This is a genomic window from Raineyella sp. LH-20, assembly GCF_033110965.1.
In the GTDB taxonomy this organism is placed as follows: Bacteria; Actinomycetota; Actinomycetes; order Propionibacteriales; family Propionibacteriaceae; genus Raineyella.
In genome coordinates, this window is sequence record NZ_CP137003.1 from 1606498 (window position 1) to 1622445 (window position 15948).

Sequence of the window (15948 nt, forward strand, 5' to 3'; positions counted from 1 at the left end):
GGCGCGTCTGCCCCGCCTGCCCGCCTCACACCGGGCCGTGCCCGCAGAAGTGCTTCCCTTCGGCCGCCGGCTGGGCCACTCTGGGGGGAAGTGCCGGCACGGAAGGACGCACCATGGCCACCTCGAAGGGTTCGAAGAAGCGGTCGAAGGACGCGGCGACACGGGCGGCGCGAGGCCATCACGAGAACGGCTCCTCGCCGGGGGACGCCCCGACCGTACGGTGGATCCTGGATCCCGAGGAGCACGACTATCCTGCCGCCGAGTCCTACCTGTGCCTGCTGACCGACCCCGAGGTGGCCCACGGCACGGTGATCGCCCTGCGGGAAGCCTCGCCGGAGCACTTCAAGGCCAAGGACATCCTGCGGTCGGCCCGGCTCGCACTGCTGCCGCTGACCAACCCCCATGTCGCCTCCGACCTGCGCAAGATCGCTGACGGCACGCCGCTGTCGCCGGTCCTGATGGTGCGCGGTGACCTGCACGAGGGCCGTCCGGCGCTGATCGCCGACGGCTACCACCGGGTGTGCGCCAGCTACCTGACCGACGAGAACACCGACATCCCGGTCCGGATCGTCGACCCCACCCGACGATGAGTTTCGCCGTCCTGGCCCTGCTGTGCCTGGTGGCTCTCGCCGGACCGGTGCTGAGCCTCACCCGGGCCTCGCACCTGCCGGTGGTGGTCGGCGAACTGGCGGTCGGGTTGGCACTGGGCGCCACCGGGCTGCGGGTGCTGCCGGCCTCCGACCACACCTTCTCCTTTCTGGCCGAGATCGGTTTCGGACTGGTGATGTTCGTCGCCGGCTCCCACGTCCCGGTGCGCGATCCGGCGCTGCGGGCCGGACTGCTGGTCGGCGCGGCCCGGGCCGTGTGCGTGGGGGTGCTCGCCGCGCTGCTCGGGGGTGGCCTCGGGCTGGTCTTCGGGACCGGGCACGGCGCCCTCTACGCGGTGGTGCTGGCCTCGTCGTCGGCCGCCATGGTGATGCCGACCCTCAACGGGGTGCCGCTGGACGGACGGGCCGTCGTCCAGCTGCTGCCCCAGGTCGCCCTGGCCGACGCCGCCTCGATCGTGTTGCTGCCGCTGGTCATCGACCCCGCCCACGTGATGCGTGCCGCGATCGGCGCCGGTGCGGTGCTGCTGGCGGCCGCGGTGATCTTCCTCTTCCTGCGCTGGTTGGAACGTACGGGTCGACGCAAAGCCATCCACGACCTCTCCCAGGACCACAGCCTGGCGATCGAACTGCGCCTGGCCCTCACCCTGTTGTTCGCGCTGGCGGCGCTGGCCGCGACCCTGCACATCTCGATCATGCTGGCGGGCTTCGCACTGGGCCTGGCGTACGCCGCGATCGGAGAACCCCGGCGGCTCTCCCACCAGATCTTCGCCGTCACCGAGGGGCTGTTCTCACCGATCTTCTTCGTCTGGCTGGGGGCGTCGCTCGACCTGCGCCAGCTCGGCGCCCACCCGACGGCGATCGGGCTGGGACTGGCCCTCGGCGTCGGGGCCCTGATCGTCCACGGCGCGATGGCGGTGACCCGCCAGCCGTTGCCGATGGCCGCGCTCACCGCCGCCCAGATGGGCGTCCCGGTGGCCGCGGCGACCCTGGGCACGAACCTCGGTGTGCTCGCCCCCGGCGAGGACGCCGCCCTGTTGCTCGGGGCGATGGTGACGGTGATCGCTGTCGGGGTGCTCTCCGGGCCGGTGACCCGGATCGCCACCACCGCCGCCGAGCAAGCGTCCGACGGAAAGGGCGGCGCCGCGAAGAACGGTGCGGCGAAGGGCGGCGGCTGAGCGGGGGTCAGGCCGCGGCGAACAGACGGCCGGCGTTGGCCAGGTAGATCCGGGCCAGCTCCGCGGTGCCCTCGGCGTACGTGTCGCCGAGCCGGACGGTTTCCGCGGCGTCGGGGTGGCTGCCCAGCCAGGCCTGCAGCATCAGCCGGCGCATCATCACGAAGCTCGGCAGCATCACCTCGTCCTTGCGGGACAACGGGCGCACCTCGCGATAGCCGGCGGTCCAGGCGTCCTGCCAGGTGCACAACCGCGGATCGGTCTCCATGAAGGACATCGCGGCGGCGAAGTCGTACATGAACCAGCCGAAGCCGCAGTCATCGAAATCGACGACCGTGTACGTCTCGCCGTCACCGACCAGGTTGGCCACCCGAAGATCGGCGTGGATCAGCCCGAACCGGCGCGGGTCGCGGCCGTACACCGCCAGCCGATTCTCCAGCAGCCGGACCGCCGGAGCGATGTCGGCGACCAGCTCGGGGCGCATCCCCGGCCCGTCCTCCCACCGGCCCCATCGGGCCGCGGCGCCGAGAGTGTGCTCCCAGTCCCAGGAGAACCGGGAGATGGGGCGGTGGATGTGCCGCACGCTCTCGTGCAGCGTCGCGGCGATCCGGCCGAGCCGTCGGACATCGGCGGTCCGCAGCAGGGTCTCGTCGGTGGTGGTGCCGGCGATCGTCGCGAACGCCACGGCGTGGCGGACCGTGCCGCCGACCGGGAACGCCAGCACCCGCTCGCCGGTGGGGGTGGGGAGGGGATGTGCCGCCGCGAGGATGCCCCGGTCGTGCAGGACGTCGAGCCAGACCAATTCCGATTCGATCGCCTCACGGTCCCGGTTGTCGGCGCGGTGCACGCGGATCACCGCCGACCGCTCGCCGTACGAGCAGCGTTCGGTGACCAGGAAGGTGGCGTTCTCCGACACCTGGAGCAGGTCGATCGTCGCGGCGCTGCCGAAGCCGTGTGCGGCGGCCGCCCGGGCGGCGACCTGCCGGGACAGCCGGCGCTCTGCGATCAGGTCGGGAAGGGGTGCGGTGTCGACCATCGTAGGTCCTCCTCCTGTCGTCAGCCCGGGTCGGGATGTGACGATCTTGGCCGATCGAGCAGGCGTCGCCCCAGCCAGGACGGGGGTGTTCACAGGACCGGAACACGACTGTTCGCTGCCGCCCCCGGGAGGCCCCCGGTCAGCCGGCCGGCGTCACCGCGCTGAAACGTCGCGGACCGTACGGCCGGTGTCGGTGTCGGTGTCGGTGTCGGTCTCGGTCTCGGCGGTCGTCTCCGTGCTTTCCGTCCGGGTCGTCCGAGGCGCCGCTCCGTCGATCGGGACGTCGGCGGCCGGAACGTCGGCCGAGCCTGCCTCGGGCGTGACCTTCGGCCGTCGGGGGACTCCCGGCACGAGCTTCAGGCCGGTCGCCGCCGCCACGATGCCGCCGAGGAACAACAGTCGCCACCCGGAGACCGGTTCAGCGCCGGTGGCCATCGCCCACCCGACGGTCAGCGCCGTGCCGACCCCCACCCAGACGGCGTACGCCGTGCCGATCGGGATCTGGCGGGTGGCGCGGCTCAGGCCGACCATGCTGGCGATCAGCGCCAGACCGAAGACGATGCCGGGCACCGGTCGGGAGAGCCCGTCCGACCGGCCGAGGGCGGTCGCCCAGACGGCCTCGAGCACGGCGCTGACCAGCAGGGTGACCCAGGCCATCGTCAGCTCACCACCTTCAGGCCGGCGACCGACCCGATCAGCAGCACCAGCAGGAGCGTACGAGCGACGGTGAGCCGTTCAGCCCCGGTGACGACGCCGCGCAGCACGGTGAGGGTCGCACCGATCCCCACCCAGACGGCGTAGCAGGTGCCCGCTGGGAGATCGGCCATCGCGACGGCGAGGCCGGCCATGCTGACGGCGAGGGAGACCACGAAGACGACGGTGGGCGCCGGTCGGCGGAAGCCACCGGAGGCATCCAGCGCGCTGGCCCACACCGCCTCCATCACTCCGGCCGCGACGAGAATCAACCACGCCATGACAGACCTGTCCGAGTCAGTCTTGTCCGTGCGGGTACTGCTCCCTCGTCCGCGAGCCCGGGTGAGGCTCCGTCGACGATCCTAGCAAGCTCCGCCGGGGTGACCGGGTGATCGAGGTTGCCGGGCTGACCGGCCCGCCCGAGGGCTCGGCCGCTGAGGGCTCGGCCGCTGAGGGTCCGGCCGCCGAGGGCCCCGGGCGATCGGGCGCCCGGACGGACCGGAACTTCAGGGAAGTCCCCCATGGTGGGAATACACCCCCGCGGGGCATGGTTGAGTGGATGCGGCTCAAGGTCGACCTTGAGCCGGTTAGACTCAACTCAACAGCAGTTCCTGGTCCGCGTGGACCGGTGCCGTCGGCACCGGGCACCGGCACCACTCGGACAACACACGGAGGTACATCACATGGCTCGTGCAGTAGGCATCGACCTCGGCACCACCAACTCTGTCGTCGCCGTCCTCGAGGGCGGCGAGCCGACGGTCATCCCGAACGCCGAGGGTGCCCGTACGACCCCGTCCGTCGTCGCCTTCTCCAAGAGCGGCGAGGTCCTGGTCGGTGAGGTCGCCAAGCGCCAGGCCGTCACCAACGTCGACCGTACGATCCGCTCGGTGAAGCGCCACATGGGCACCACCTGGACGACGAAGATCGACGACAAGACCTACAAGCCGCAGCAGATCTCCGCGTTCGTGCTGCAGAAGCTGAAGCGGGACGCCGAGGCGTACCTGGGTGAGACGGTCACCAACGCCGTGATCACCGTCCCCGCCTACTTCTCCGACGCCGAGCGCCAGGCCACCAAGGAGGCCGGTGAGATCGCCGGTCTGACCGTCGACCGGATCATCAACGAGCCCACCGCCGCCGCCCTGGCGTACGGCCTGGACAAGGCCGACCAGGAGCAGACCGTGCTGGTCTTCGACCTCGGCGGTGGCACCTTCGACGTCTCCCTGCTGGACATCTCCGACGGCGTGTTCGAGGTCAAGGCCACCAAGGGTGACAACCGCCTCGGCGGTGACGACTGGGACAATCGGGTCGTCGAGTGGATGATCAAGCAGTTCAAGAACAAGAACGGCGTCGACCTCGGCCAGGACAAGATCGCCCGCCAGCGCCTCCAGGAGGCCGCCGAGAAGGCGAAGATCGAGCTGTCCGCCGCGTCCGAGACCTCGATCAACCTGCCTTACATCACGCTGGGCGAGTCCGGGCCGCTGCACCTCGAGGAGAAGCTGTCCCGCGCCGAGTTCCAGAAGATGACCCTGGACCTGCTCGACCGCTGCCGCGCCCCGTTCAACTCGGTGCTCCAGGACGCCAGCATCCCGGTCGCCAAGATCGACCAGGTCATCCTGGTCGGTGGCTCCACCCGGATGCCCGCCGTCGTCGACCTGGTCAAGGAGCTGACCGGCGGCAAGGAGCCGAACAAGTCGGTCAACCCCGACGAGGTCGTCGCGCTGGGTGCCTCCCTGCAGGCCGGTGTGCTGAAGGGTGAGGTCAAGGACGTCCTGCTGCTCGACGTCACCCCGCTGAGCCTGGGCATCGAGACCAAGGGCGGCGTGATGACGAAGATCATCGAGCGCAACACCACCATCCCGACCAAGCGCTCCGAGGTGTTCACCACGGCCGAGGACAACCAGCCGTCGGTGATGATCCAGGTGTACCAGGGCGAGCGCGAGTTCGCCCGCGACAACAAGTCGCTCGGCAACTTCGAGCTGACCGGTCTGATGCCCGCCCCGCGCGGCGTGCCGCAGATCGAGGTCACCTTCGACATCGACGCCAACGGCATCGTCCACGTCAACGCCAAGGACATGGCGACCGGCAAGGAGCAGTCGATGACCGTCACCGGCGGCTCGGCGCTCGGCAAGGACGAGATCAACGACATGGTCAAGCAGGCCGAGGCGCACGCCGAGGAGGACCGCAAGCGTCGTGAAGAGGTCGACACCCGCAACGAGGCCGAGGCCCTGGTCTTCCGCACCGAGAAGCTGCTCAAGGACAACGCCGACAAGATCGGCGAGGACACCAAGGCTCCGGTCGACGAGGCGCTGAAGGAGCTGAAGACCGCGCTCGAGGGCGAGGACATCGACGCGATCAAGGCCGGCATGGAGAAGCTCAACACCACCTCCGCCGCGATGGGCCAGGCGATGTACGCCGCAGCCCAGGCCCAGGCCGCGCAGGAGCAGCAGGCCGCCTCGTCCGAGGGGGCCGGTTCCTCCGCCCAGGACGACGACGTGGTCGACGCCGAGATCGTCGACGACGAGAACGACAAGGACAAGAAGTGACCGATCCCGAGAGCGTGAACGGCGAGCCGGAGGAGCAGGAGGGCCTGCACATCTCCGACAAGCGTCGTTTCGATCCCGAGACGTACGAACGTCGCGTCCCGACCCCGGCGGCCGAGCAGGCCGCCGGGGAGCCGGGCCGACCGGTCGACGAGCCCGTGACGGCCGACGAGGCCGACAGCGAATCCGAGGAGGGTGAGGTGCCCGGCGAGTTCGTGGTGCCCGACGACGCGAGCGAACTCGTGGAGGACGTCCGGGTGGTGGAGCTGGAGTCGCAGGTGCGCGAACGCACCGAGGACCTGCAGCGCCTGCAGGCCGAGTACGTCAACTACAAGCGCCGGGTCGACCGGGACCGGGACGTGTCCCGACAGAACGGGATCGAGTCGGTGCTGGGTGACCTGCTGGCCGTCCTCGACGACCTGCGTGCGGCCCGCGCCCACGAGGACCTCACCGGTGGCTTCAAGGCTGTCGCCGAGGAGATCGAGAAGGTCGCTGCCAAGCATGGTCTCGAGGCGTACGGCGTTGCCGGCGAGGCCTTCGACCCGCAGGTCCACGAGGCGCTGATGCACCAGCCGGCGCCGGAGGGCACCGAGGTCGACGGGCCGACCGTTGTCGCGGTGCTGCAGCCCGGCTACCGGATCGGCGAGCGCGTGCTGCGGCCGGCCCGGGTGGCCGTCACCGGGGCCTGAGCCGTCACCACGGGTGGCAGAGGGATCGGCGGTCCGGTCCCGGAGTGTTCGTCCGGACCGCCGATCCCTCGCCCGACCGCCCGCCGATTCCTGAACGACGCAGCGCCGCAGGGCGGAACCGCCCGCTGCAGCGTGGCACGACGAACACTCCACACCACCCACACCACGGATGAGAGGCCGCGCCGGTGAGCACGAAGGACTGGCTCGAGAAGGACTACTACAAGGTCCTGGGCGTCTCGAAGGACGCCACCCAGGACGACATCAAGAAGGCCTTCCGCAAGCTGGCGCGCGAGAACCACCCCGACGCCAACCCCGGCAACGCCGACAAGGCCGAGCGGTTCAAGGCCGTCTCGGAAGCGAACGACGTGCTCTCCGACCCCAAGAAGCGCAAGGAGTACGACCAGCAGCGCAGCCTGTTCGGCGGTGGCTTCCGGTTCAACCGCGGCCAGGGCCAGGCGACGCCGAACGTCGACGACCTGTTCCGCGGCGCCTCCTCCGGCGCGGGGGAGTTCTCCGACCTGCTCGGCGGCCTGTTCGGCGGGTCCGGCGGGGTCCGGCGGGCCACCAGCCGCAGTCCCCGCCGCGGCGCCGACGTCGAGGGCGACGTGACGATCGACTTCGACCAGTCGGTCGAGGGCACCACCGTCTCCATGCAGATGGTCTCCGACGCCCCCTGCCAGGCCTGCTCCGGCACCGGCGCCAAGTCCGGCACGGTGCCGCGGGTCTGCCCGACCTGCCAGGGCTCCGGGATGCGTACGGCCACCTCCGGCGGCGTGTTCCAGGTGACCGAGCCGTGCCAGGACTGCCACGGCCGCGGCCTGATCGTCGACGACCCGTGCCCGGTCTGCGGCGGTTCCGGACGCGGCCGGTCGACCCGGACCATGCAGGTGCGGATCCCCGCCGGCGTCGAGGACGGCCAACGGATCCGGCTCAAGGGCAAGGGCTCCCAGGGCGAGCACGGCGGCGGCCCCGGCGACCTCTACGTGGACGTCCACGTCACCCCGCACAAGCTCTTCGGCCGCAGCGGCACCAACCTCACCATCACCGCACCGGTGACCTTCACCGAGGCGGCGCTGGGCGCCGAGATCGAGGTGCCGACGCTGCACGGGCAGCACGTCCGGCTGCGGATCCCCGCCGGGACGCCGAACGGTCGTACGTTCCGGGTCCGCGGCCGGGGCGTGGTCCGCAAGGACGGCTCGAAGGGTGACCTGCTGGTGACCATCGAGGTGACCGTCCCGGCGCACCTCACCGACAAGGCCCGCAACGCCCTGCTGATCTACGCCGACGAGGCCGGCGAGACCGACCCGCGGGTGGCCCTCTTCGCCCGGGAGCCCTGATGGCCGCCGAGTCGAGCCGGCTCCCGGAACGGATCGACCGGGATGCGCCGATCTTCGCCATCTCCGTCGCGGCCCGACTCGCCGGCATGCACCCGCAGACGCTGCGGACGTACGACCGCCTGGGCCTGGTGTCCCCACGGCGTACGTCCGGGCGGGGGCGGCGCTACTCGCCCCGTGATGTCGAGCGGCTGCGGTTGATCCAACACCTCAGCCAGGTCGAGGGGATCAACCTGGAGGGGATCCGCCGGATCCTCCAGATGCAGGATCTGGTCGATGAGCTGCAGGGCCAGGTGCAGGCCCTGGAGGAACGGCTCCGGGAGGCGCTGGCCGCCCCTGCCGGGTCCCGGTTCTTCACCGCCGATCCGTCGGGCAGCGTACGGATGGGCTCCTCGGTGGGTCGTCCGCCCCGCGCCCTGACCGTGCGCTGACCGCCGCGAGTGCCGCGATCGGTGCGATCGGTGCGATCGGTGTGATCGGGCTGATCACCCCTGGCGGTGCGTCCCGGTGATGCCGAGGTCGGCCAGCACCGCCTCCGCGGCGCGCTGGCCGGACACCATCGCTCCGTGGATCGAGCCGGTCTTGCGGTGGTCGCCGGCGACGTACACGTCGTCCCAGATCCGCACCTGCTGGCGGTCCGACAGCGGCGGCCGGTGCGTCGGGATCGCGTTCGGCAGCTCGAAGTGCGCGACCACCTCCCAGTCGTCGGTCGGCACACCGTAGATCGCGGACAGGTGACGGCGGACGACCCGGGCGCTGGCCCGCCCGTCGAACCGGTCGAGCAACGTCTTCGCGGCCACCAGATGGCAGTTCGGCGGAGCGTACGAGGGGGCGAAGCTGGTCACCTCGACCGCCGTCCACACCGGCCCGATGGGCCCGCGCCCGTCGAGGGCGAAGACCGGCAGCGGGAACGGTGCCGCCGGGGCCCGGAACCACCAAGTGGCGACGCCCTGCATCCGCGGGCGGCGCACCGGGAGCAGCTGGTTGACCGCCTCCGGGCTCACCGCCACCACCGCCTTGCGGGCCCGCAGGGTGTCACCCCAGGTGTGCACCTCCACGCCGCCGCCGGTCTCCAGCACGGCCGAGGCGTGCATCTCCAGCCGGACCGGTGCGCGCAGCTGTGAGGCGAGCAGTTCCGGTAGCGCTTGCATGCCGTCGGCCGGCAGTCCGGGGGTGCCGGCCAGGATCGAGTGCAGCACCCACTTGGCGTACGCAGCCGAGGTCGTCCCGCTGCTGTCGGCGAGCATGGCAGAGAGCACCGGCAGCAGCAGTTCCTCGCGCAGTGCGCCACGCACCGTGAACTCGTCCAGGGAAGCCACCAGGGTGGTGTCGTTGTCGGAGTCGAGCACCCGTCCGCCGACCAGTCCGCTGGACGACCAACGGACGAGGGCGGTGAGGTCGGTCGCCGAGATCATCCGGCTGCGGACCATCGACGGCAGCAGCCGAGGGACCCGACGCGGGTCGCCGACCAGCTGCGGTCCGTCGGTGCGGCGCACCAGGAGAGCGGCCAACGGGAGACGCAGGTCGAGCCGGGCCAGATCCACCCATCGGCGCACCGCTGGCATCTGCGGGTTGACCGTCATCAGCCCCCAGTCGCAGGTGAAGCCGTCGATCCGCGACGATCGGATCCTGCCGCCGACGGTCTGCCCGGCGTCCACGGTGAGGACCTGCAGTCCGGCGTCCTCCAGCGCCCGGGCGCAGCGCAGACCGGCCACTCCGGCCCCGATCACGATGACATCGGCATCCACGCGATCACCTCCTGCCCGGGTCCCTCAGCGGGCCCGGTCACTCGACATGTGTGCTGCCCGGCCGGTGCCGGACGGGGCGTCGATCAACGCCGATCAGCTCAGCTCGAGCTGCCCGAACTTGTTGAACCGCACGAAATCCTCGTGGGGGGTGTAGATGAACTCCCACAGATGGGCGTCGAGGTCGGCGACGACGGCGGTGTAGCCACCCCACTCGCGGTCGGCCGGCGGGCGGACGGAGTAGCCTCCCGCCGCCAGCCACTCCTCGTACGCCTCGCGGACCTGCGCGGCAGTGCGGAAGTTGGACATCAGACGCTGCCCGCGGAACCCGGCGCCGCAGGGGGACAGCTGGGCGTTGCCGGCGAGAGCGTCCCAGCTCGTCAGCGCCAGGATCGGCCCGAGGGTCTGGAAGTAGACCACCTCCGGCGACCGGCGGTGCGCTTCGAAACCGACAGCCTCGTAGAACTGCGCCGACCGCTCCAGGTCCTTCACCCCGAGCGTCACGATCGACAGGTGCGGTTTCATGCGATCACCGTAGCTCCGGCGGCCCATCGGGGGCGGCGGCGAGGGATCACGTGTGCTGCTCCTCGGGAAAGGCCAGCGCCGTCTGGAGGCGGGGTGCGAAACACATCCCCGACAGGTGACCGTCAGGGTCGGCCGCGATGCCGGCGTATCCGCCCCAGGACCTGGTGCTCGGCTGGCGGACGCCGATCGCCCCGGCGGCGATCCAGGTGCCGTACGTCGCGTCGACCGCGGCCTTGTCGCTGAAGTAGAGCGTCAGGTGGCTGCCGCGGAACCCACTGGCTTCGGGCGCCACGCCGGTGTCCTGGGCGAGGGCGGCCCAGTTGCGGAGGACCAGGTGGACGCCGTCGCGGACCAGGATGGCACCCAGCTCGTCCTCGGCCAACGGTCGGAAGCCGACCGCACGATAGAAGGCCTGGGAACGGGCGCGGTCGCGGACCCCGAGGGTGATCGAGCACAGGCAGGCCGACGTCATGTCCACCAGCTTAGGCCACCCTTTCCGGCCGAACGATACGTCATCGTATTGCGCGCCTGTGGGCTGGATGTGGGTCAGGAGCCGAAGAAGGCCTTCATGAGCGGGCCGGCGCTGGCCGACCCGGACGGCCCGTCCCCGACGTAGACGGCCACCGCGATGCCGTCACGGTAACCGATCATCCAGGCGTGTGTCTTCGGTGGCGTGGCGGTGCCGTACTCGGCGGTGCCTGTCTTCGCGCCGGTGAGCGTGCCCCGCATCCCGGAGCCGGTCCCCTCGGCCACCACGGCCTGCATGATCGACTGCAGCTGGGTCGCCTCCTGCGGGGTGAGCGGGGCCGCGGCGGGGGTGGGCTGCTGGGAGGCGACCAGGTGGGGGATGACCGTGTGCCCGCTGGCCACCGAGGCGGCGACCCCGGCCATCGCCATCGGAGAAGCTTCGATCAGCCCCTGCCCGATCATCGCCTCAGCGCCGCCGACGGTGTTCGCCGGCGGCGGGACGGAGCCGTAGAAGGCGGGGAAACCGGCGTCGTAGTCCTTCCCGAGGCCCAGGCTGGCGGCTGCCTCGGCGAGTTGTTGCGGGGTGATCCTGTCGTGCTGGCTGATCACTGCGGTGTTGCAGGAATTGGCCACGGCCTTGCGCAGTGTGGTCGGCCCGAGTGCGCTGGTGGGCAGATCGGAGTAGTTGGTGAAGGTCCGTCCGTCGACGGTCAGGGTGGGGCTGCAGGTGACCGGACTGTCGGGGGTGAGGCCCGCACGGAGCAGCGCCAGGGAGGTGACCACCTTGAAGGTCGAGCCGGGGGCGACCCGGCCGTACGTCGCTGTCGGGTTCGCGCCGTCGGCCGTCGAGGTGGCCGCGGCGAGGATCGCACCGCTGGAGGTGTCGACGGCGACGAGGGCCGCCGAACCCTTGACCGAGGCGAGTGCCTGCTCGGCCCGGGTCTGTCGTGCCTGGTCGAGGGTGGTGCGGAGCGCAGCCCCGGCGGTAGGGGTCGCCGAGAACAGCGTCGGCGGGTTGGCGGCCCGGCCGGCAGGGAGGCTCCGCGGCACGACGATGACCCGATCGCCCGGGGTGCCGCGCAGTTGGTCGTCGAAGCGCTGCTGGAGGCCGCTGACACCCACGGTGTCGCCCTCGAGCACCTTCCCGCCGGATGCCTGCGCGGTCTTCGCGTCGGCGGCGCCGACGGTGCCCAACAGACCCTGGGCGAAGGTGGCGGTCGGAGCCAGTGGGCGGGTGTCCTTCTGGATCCGCGCCCCGGGCGCGTTGAGGAAGGCGCTGGGCACCTGGGCCTGGTCGGCCCGGATGGTCAGCGCCTCGACGAAGGCGATCGGCCCGGCGGCGTGGACCCGGTCGAGATAGCCCTGCTGGTCGATGTCCAGCGCCGTGGCGATGGCCTTCGCCGACGCGTCGACCTGCTCGCTGCCGATGGTCGACTTGTCCAGCCCGAGGATGAACACGTCGCGGTCCTTGACCAGGGGGGTCCCGTCGGCACCGAGGATCTGGCCGCGGTCGGCCGTCGTCCGCTGGTGGACCAGTCGCGTGTCCTCGGTGAGCGCGGGGTGCAGGGTGGTCGCCGTCCAGTCCAGCGCCCAGCCCTCGGTGGTGCGGGAGTAGGTGGCGGTGGCCGTGTAGTGCCAGGTGCCGGCCGGGAACACCCAGTCGTAACTGAGCGGGACGGACGCTTTCGACCCGTCGACGATGGCCGCGCCGGGGGTGACCTGCGGCCTGATCCCGTCCATCCCACTGGTCAGCGCGGCCAGGTCGGCGTTCGCGTCGACGCCGTTGGACGTCCGCAGGCCGGCCATCGATCCGCGGGTCAGGCCCTGGACGAGGGCGGTGACCTGCGTGTTCAGCCCGAACCGGCCGAGGGGTGCGCAGCCGGCGGTGGCGGCCACCAGGATCACCGCGAGAAGAGGGATCGTCAGATGTCGGGTTCCGCCGCGAGTCACTTCTGCAGTCTTCGCCACTCCGCGGCTCAGGGTCAACGGGTGCAGTGCTGAATCGAGTCGGTGGTGTGATGCGTCTCACATTCGCAGAACGGGGCGAGCCTGTGCCGTTCTCTGGCGCGGCTCATCGCGAGCGGGCACGATGAGCCCATGATCACGGCGATGCACCTGCTCATCTACTCCGACGACGCCGCAGCGACGCGGACCTTCCTGCGCGACGTGCTGTTGCTGGAGTCGGTGTCCGCCCGCGGTGCCGAGCCGGAGGAGGCCTCGGCGGACGACTGGCTGATCTTCGCGGCCGGGCCCTGCGAGCTCGCCGTGCACCCGACCCGCGCCGAGAACGAGAGGCTGACCTACGAGTCGCCGCAGCACCACAGCATCGCCTTGATGTGTGACGACCTCGCCGACACCATGGCCGAGCTCGAAGGGCGCGGCGCGGTGTTCCTCGGTGAGGCGCAGGACCTGGGCTGGGGCCTGGCGGTGACCCTCCAGGTGCCGGGCGCCGAGGACATGCTGCTCTACCAGCCGCGGCACGCGACGGCGTACGCCAAGGGGCTCACGGCCGAACGGATCAGGGAGTGACCACCCTGGCGTGACGGGCCGGTGTGACGGCTCACGGAGGGGGAGTGACTGCTCAACGACCCGGCGGCGGGCCTCAGGGCCGGGCTGGTGCCGGGCCTCAGGCCGGGCACCGGGTCTCAGGGCCTGACGGCGAGGCTGCCGGCCGGAGGGAGCCGTACGGTGAACACCGTCTCCCCGGGCCGGGAGGTGCACCCGACCGTGCCGCCGTGCGCCTCGACGACGGCGCGGACGATCGCCAGGCCGAGCCCGGTGCTGCCCTCGGTCGACTTGCGGGAGCTGTCCCCGCGGGCGAAACGGTCGAACAGGTGCGGCAGGAAGTCCGCGGCGATGCCCCGCCCGTCGTCGGTCACCGTCGCCTCGACGAAGCCGTCCCCGCCACGACGGACGACGGTGCGGACCGTGCTGCCCGCCGGGGTGTGCTTGCGGGCGTTGGAGAGCAGATTGGCCAGCACCTGGGACAGCTGGCGGCCGTCGCCGTGCACGGTCATCGCGTCGTCGGGGACGTCGCAGGTGAAGGTGTGGTCGGGGCCCGCCGCGGTGGCGTCGAGGACGGCCTCGACGGCGAGTTCGCTGAGGTCGAGGTCGACGAACGTGGGCGTACGTCCCTCGTCGAGCCGGGCCAGCATCAGCAGGTCCTCGACCAGGGCCGTCATCCGGTCCGCCTGCGACTCCACCCGGCCCAGCGACGTACGCCCCTCGGGACTGAGGTCCTCGGTGAGCCGCAGGATGTCGGTGTAGCCGCGGACCGCGGCGAGCGGCGTACGCAACTCGTGGGAGGCATCGGCGACGAACGCGCGGAGCTGGCGCTCGGTGCGGGAGCGGGCGGCGAGCGCCTCGTCGACGTTGTCGATGAGCAGGTTGAGGGCGTGGCCGACATTGCCCACCTCGGTGCCGGGCTCGGCCAGGTCGGCGGGCACCCGGCGCCCGCTGAGATCGACGGGGCCGGTCTCCAGCGGCATCGCCGCGACCTCGGTCGCCACTGTCGAGATCCGTGCCAGCGGCCGTAGGGAACGGGTGATGGCCAGTGCGGCGACCAGGCCGGCCAGCGCCAGCGCCGAGGCGCCGCCGATCAGCTCGGTGACGGTGAGCAGGGCCACCGGCCCGTCGACGGTGGACGTCGGCAGACCGGTCACCACCACCTGGGCGGCCCCGGTCGACGGGTCGACCACAGTGATCGGCAGCATCCGGTACTCACCGATCGAGAGACGTACGGTCTGCAGGCCGGCCTGATGGGAGTCGTTCTCGGCATCGCTCTGCCGCAGCGTCCCCGCGCCCGCCGTGAGCAGCCCGGCGTCGGCGATGGTCTGCACGTCGGCCACCCGCAGGGCGGTGGCGGAGCCGTCCGGAACGCGGTAGAACGCCGCGATCGCACCGGAGGGGTCCCGGACCAGGGTGAGCACCCGGGTCGGTTGGCCGGGGGCGTCGATCGGGTTGCGGTCGTGCTCGTCGTCGCGGTCGTTCGTCCGCGCGTACGTCAGGGAGCGCAGCGCCGCCTGCTGGACGTCGGAGTCGAGCCGCTGGGCGAGGTTGCGGTGCATCACCGCGACGGTGGCGGCACCGAAGGCACCGAGCACGGCGGCCATGATCACCAGGATGACGGCGACCAACCGGGTCGTCAGGCTGAGTCGGCGCCGGGGGGCGGGGCGTACGCCGGGGTGCCGGACGGCGGCCGGGGTGGGCACGGGGGAGGAGCCGGACGGGCCGGCGGTGAGGGTCGGGTCAGCCGCCATCACACCGCGGGCTTCAACACGTAGCCGACGCCCCGGACGGTGTGGATCATCGGCTCGCGGCCGGCGTCGATCTTCTTGCGGAGGTAGGAGATGTAGAGCTCGACGATGTTCGCCTGGCCGGCGAAGTCGTAGTGCCAGACGTTGTCGAGGATCTGGCCGCGAGTGAGCACCACCTTGGGGTTCTCCATCAGGTAGCGCAGCAACTCGAACTGGGTCGCGGTCAGGTCGATGTCGTCCCCGCCGCGGGTCACCTCGCGGGTCTCCACGTTCATCGTCAGGTCGCCGACGACCAGTTCGGCCGCGTCCTGGGCTGCGGCTCCGGACCGCTCCACCAGCCGGTGCAGCCGCAGCAGCACTTCCTCGATCGCGAACGGCTTGGTGACGTAGTCGTCGCCGCCGCGGACCAGGCCGGTGATCCGGTCCTCGACGCTGTCCTTCGCGGTGAGGAACAGGCAGGGGACGTCGGGGAAGTGCTGCCGGATCCGGGCCAGCACCTGGTCACCCTCCAGGCCCGGCAGCATCCAGTCGAGGACGAGGACGTCGGGGGCGTACGTCCGGGCCTGCTCGACCGCGTCGTAGCCGTCGTGGGAGACCCGGACGTCCCACTGGCACATCCGCAGACCCATCGCGACGAGGTCGGCCAGGACCGCCTCGTCATCGACGACCAGGGCCCGGATCGGTGAGCCGTCGGGATGACTCAGCGTCGGCAGCGCGTCGGCGAGTGCGGCGAAGTTGTGGTGTGTGCTCATGCCGTCCCCAACGATCGGGCCGCGTACGGCGGCGGGTGGTGATGCCAGTCTAGGTTCCGGCCCCGGCCGGCGATGCGGACAGTGGCCGTCCACCATGGCACCTGCGGATGGTGTGTCGGGGGCGTACGCA

The 15948-nt window shown here is 71.3% G+C and carries 16 protein-coding genes and 1 riboswitch; of the genes, 7 read left to right on the top strand and 9 right to left on the bottom strand.

From position 1 onward, the window contains the following. Positions 1-113: 113 nt before the first annotated feature. Entirely contained in the window at positions 114-590 is a 477-nt protein-coding gene (locus tag R0146_RS07000; RefSeq protein WP_317692143.1) for a hypothetical protein, read from the top strand. After that, positions 587-1783 carry a cation:proton antiporter gene (locus tag R0146_RS07005; protein WP_317692144.1) on the top strand — a complete coding sequence of 399 codons (1197 nt, stop codon included), beginning with the start codon at positions 587-589 and terminating at the stop codon, positions 1781-1783. Before R0146_RS07000 ends, R0146_RS07005 begins: the two co-directional genes overlap by 4 nt. Before the next feature lie 7 nt (positions 1784-1790). Here R0146_RS07005 and R0146_RS07010 read toward each other — a convergent pair whose 3' ends face one another. The 3 genes from R0146_RS07010 to R0146_RS07020 all read right to left on the bottom strand — a co-directional run bounded on the left by R0146_RS07010 (position 1791) and on the right by R0146_RS07020 (position 3790). Next, positions 1791-2816 (bottom strand): phosphotransferase enzyme family protein, encoded by a 1026-nt coding sequence (locus R0146_RS07010; protein WP_317692145.1) that lies wholly within the window; start codon positions 2814-2816, stop codon positions 1791-1793. A 153-nt stretch (positions 2817-2969) separates the two neighbouring features. Further along, the gene (locus R0146_RS07015; RefSeq protein ID WP_317692146.1) at positions 2970-3473 is read right to left on the bottom strand and encodes a DMT family transporter; all 504 of its coding nucleotides are present in this window, start codon (positions 3471-3473) and stop codon (positions 2970-2972) included. Between the two features lie 2 nt (positions 3474-3475). Beyond that, on the bottom strand, positions 3476-3790 hold the full coding sequence (locus R0146_RS07020; protein ID WP_317692147.1) for a DMT family transporter: 315 nt from the start codon (positions 3788-3790) through the stop codon (positions 3476-3478). A 10-nt stretch (positions 3791-3800) separates the two neighbouring features. Beyond that, positions 3801-3863, bottom strand: a riboswitch (guanidine-III (ykkC-III) riboswitch). Between the two features lie 329 nt (positions 3864-4192). Between R0146_RS07020 and dnaK the strand changes: the two genes are divergently transcribed. The 4 genes from dnaK (at position 4193) to R0146_RS07040 (ending at position 8503) form a co-directional block, all read left to right on the top strand. Next, positions 4193-6052: a molecular chaperone DnaK gene (dnaK, locus tag R0146_RS07025; RefSeq protein WP_317692148.1), complete on the top strand. Its 1860-nt coding sequence runs from the start codon at positions 4193-4195 to the stop codon at positions 6050-6052. After that, positions 6049-6738: a nucleotide exchange factor GrpE gene (locus tag R0146_RS07030; RefSeq protein WP_317692149.1), complete on the top strand. Its 690-nt coding sequence runs from the start codon at positions 6049-6051 to the stop codon at positions 6736-6738. The genes dnaK and R0146_RS07030 overlap by 4 nt, the downstream gene beginning before the upstream one ends. A gap of 185 nt (positions 6739-6923) precedes the next feature. Further along, positions 6924-8075, top strand: a complete 1152-nt coding sequence (gene dnaJ / locus R0146_RS07035) for a molecular chaperone DnaJ (protein ID WP_317692150.1) — start codon at positions 6924-6926, stop codon at positions 8073-8075. Then, positions 8075-8503 carry a heat shock protein transcriptional repressor HspR gene (locus R0146_RS07040; RefSeq protein WP_317692151.1) on the top strand — a complete coding sequence of 143 codons (429 nt, stop codon included), beginning with the start codon at positions 8075-8077 and terminating at the stop codon, positions 8501-8503. Before dnaJ ends, R0146_RS07040 begins: the two co-directional genes overlap by 1 nt. 54 nt (positions 8504-8557) lie before the next feature. Here R0146_RS07040 and R0146_RS07045 read toward each other — a convergent pair whose 3' ends face one another. The 4 genes from R0146_RS07045 to R0146_RS07060 form a co-directional block, all read right to left on the bottom strand. Continuing rightward, positions 8558-9820 (bottom strand): flavin monoamine oxidase family protein, encoded by a 1263-nt coding sequence (locus R0146_RS07045; protein WP_317692152.1) that lies wholly within the window; start codon positions 9818-9820, stop codon positions 8558-8560. A 93-nt stretch (positions 9821-9913) separates the two neighbouring features. Then, complete coding sequence (locus tag R0146_RS07050; RefSeq protein WP_317692153.1) at positions 9914-10342, bottom strand: VOC family protein; 429 nt, start codon at positions 10340-10342, stop codon at positions 9914-9916. Between the two features lie 46 nt (positions 10343-10388). Continuing rightward, complete coding sequence (locus R0146_RS07055; protein ID WP_317692154.1) at positions 10389-10814, bottom strand: VOC family protein; 426 nt, start codon at positions 10812-10814, stop codon at positions 10389-10391. A gap of 74 nt (positions 10815-10888) precedes the next feature. Then, positions 10889-12760, bottom strand: a complete 1872-nt coding sequence (locus R0146_RS07060) for a penicillin-binding transpeptidase domain-containing protein (RefSeq protein WP_317692155.1) — start codon at positions 12758-12760, stop codon at positions 10889-10891. A 147-nt stretch (positions 12761-12907) separates the two neighbouring features. On the opposite strand from R0146_RS07060, the gene R0146_RS07065 reads away from it, so the two are divergent. Then, positions 12908-13339 (top strand): VOC family protein, encoded by a 432-nt coding sequence (locus tag R0146_RS07065; protein WP_317692156.1) that lies wholly within the window; start codon positions 12908-12910, stop codon positions 13337-13339. 116 nt (positions 13340-13455) lie between these two features. Here R0146_RS07065 and R0146_RS07070 read toward each other — a convergent pair whose 3' ends face one another. Beyond that, positions 13456-15069 carry a sensor histidine kinase gene (locus R0146_RS07070; RefSeq protein ID WP_317692157.1) on the bottom strand — a complete coding sequence of 538 codons (1614 nt, stop codon included), beginning with the start codon at positions 15067-15069 and terminating at the stop codon, positions 13456-13458. Beyond that, the gene (locus R0146_RS07075) at positions 15069-15818 is read right to left on the bottom strand and encodes a response regulator transcription factor (protein ID WP_317692158.1); all 750 of its coding nucleotides are present in this window, start codon (positions 15816-15818) and stop codon (positions 15069-15071) included. Before R0146_RS07075 ends, R0146_RS07070 begins: the two co-directional genes overlap by 1 nt. Positions 15819-15948 lie beyond the last annotated feature (130 nt).

Coding starts and splice junctions, on each gene's coding strand:
- R0146_RS07070 (WP_317692157.1), bottom strand. CDS start 15,069: ATGGCGGCTGACCCGACCCTCACCGCCGGCCCGTCCGGCTCCTCCCCC.
- R0146_RS07065 (WP_317692156.1), top strand. CDS start 12,908: ATGATCACGGCGATGCACCTGCTCATCTACTCCGACGACGCCGCAGCG.
- R0146_RS07055 (WP_317692154.1), bottom strand. CDS start 10,814: ATGACGTCGGCCTGCCTGTGCTCGATCACCCTCGGGGTCCGCGACCGC.
- R0146_RS07000 (WP_317692143.1), top strand. CDS start 114: ATGGCCACCTCGAAGGGTTCGAAGAAGCGGTCGAAGGACGCGGCGACA.
- R0146_RS07010 (WP_317692145.1), bottom strand. CDS start 2,816: ATGGTCGACACCGCACCCCTTCCCGACCTGATCGCAGAGCGCCGGCTG.
- R0146_RS07040 (WP_317692151.1), top strand. CDS start 8,075: ATGGCCGCCGAGTCGAGCCGGCTCCCGGAACGGATCGACCGGGATGCG.
- dnaK (WP_317692148.1), top strand. CDS start 4,193: ATGGCTCGTGCAGTAGGCATCGACCTCGGCACCACCAACTCTGTCGTC.
- R0146_RS07005 (WP_317692144.1), top strand. CDS start 587: ATGAGTTTCGCCGTCCTGGCCCTGCTGTGCCTGGTGGCTCTCGCCGGA.
- R0146_RS07050 (WP_317692153.1), bottom strand. CDS start 10,342: ATGAAACCGCACCTGTCGATCGTGACGCTCGGGGTGAAGGACCTGGAG.
- R0146_RS07015 (WP_317692146.1), bottom strand. CDS start 3,473: ATGGCCTGGGTCACCCTGCTGGTCAGCGCCGTGCTCGAGGCCGTCTGG.
- R0146_RS07020 (WP_317692147.1), bottom strand. CDS start 3,790: ATGGCGTGGTTGATTCTCGTCGCGGCCGGAGTGATGGAGGCGGTGTGG.
- R0146_RS07075 (WP_317692158.1), bottom strand. CDS start 15,818: ATGAGCACACACCACAACTTCGCCGCACTCGCCGACGCGCTGCCGACG.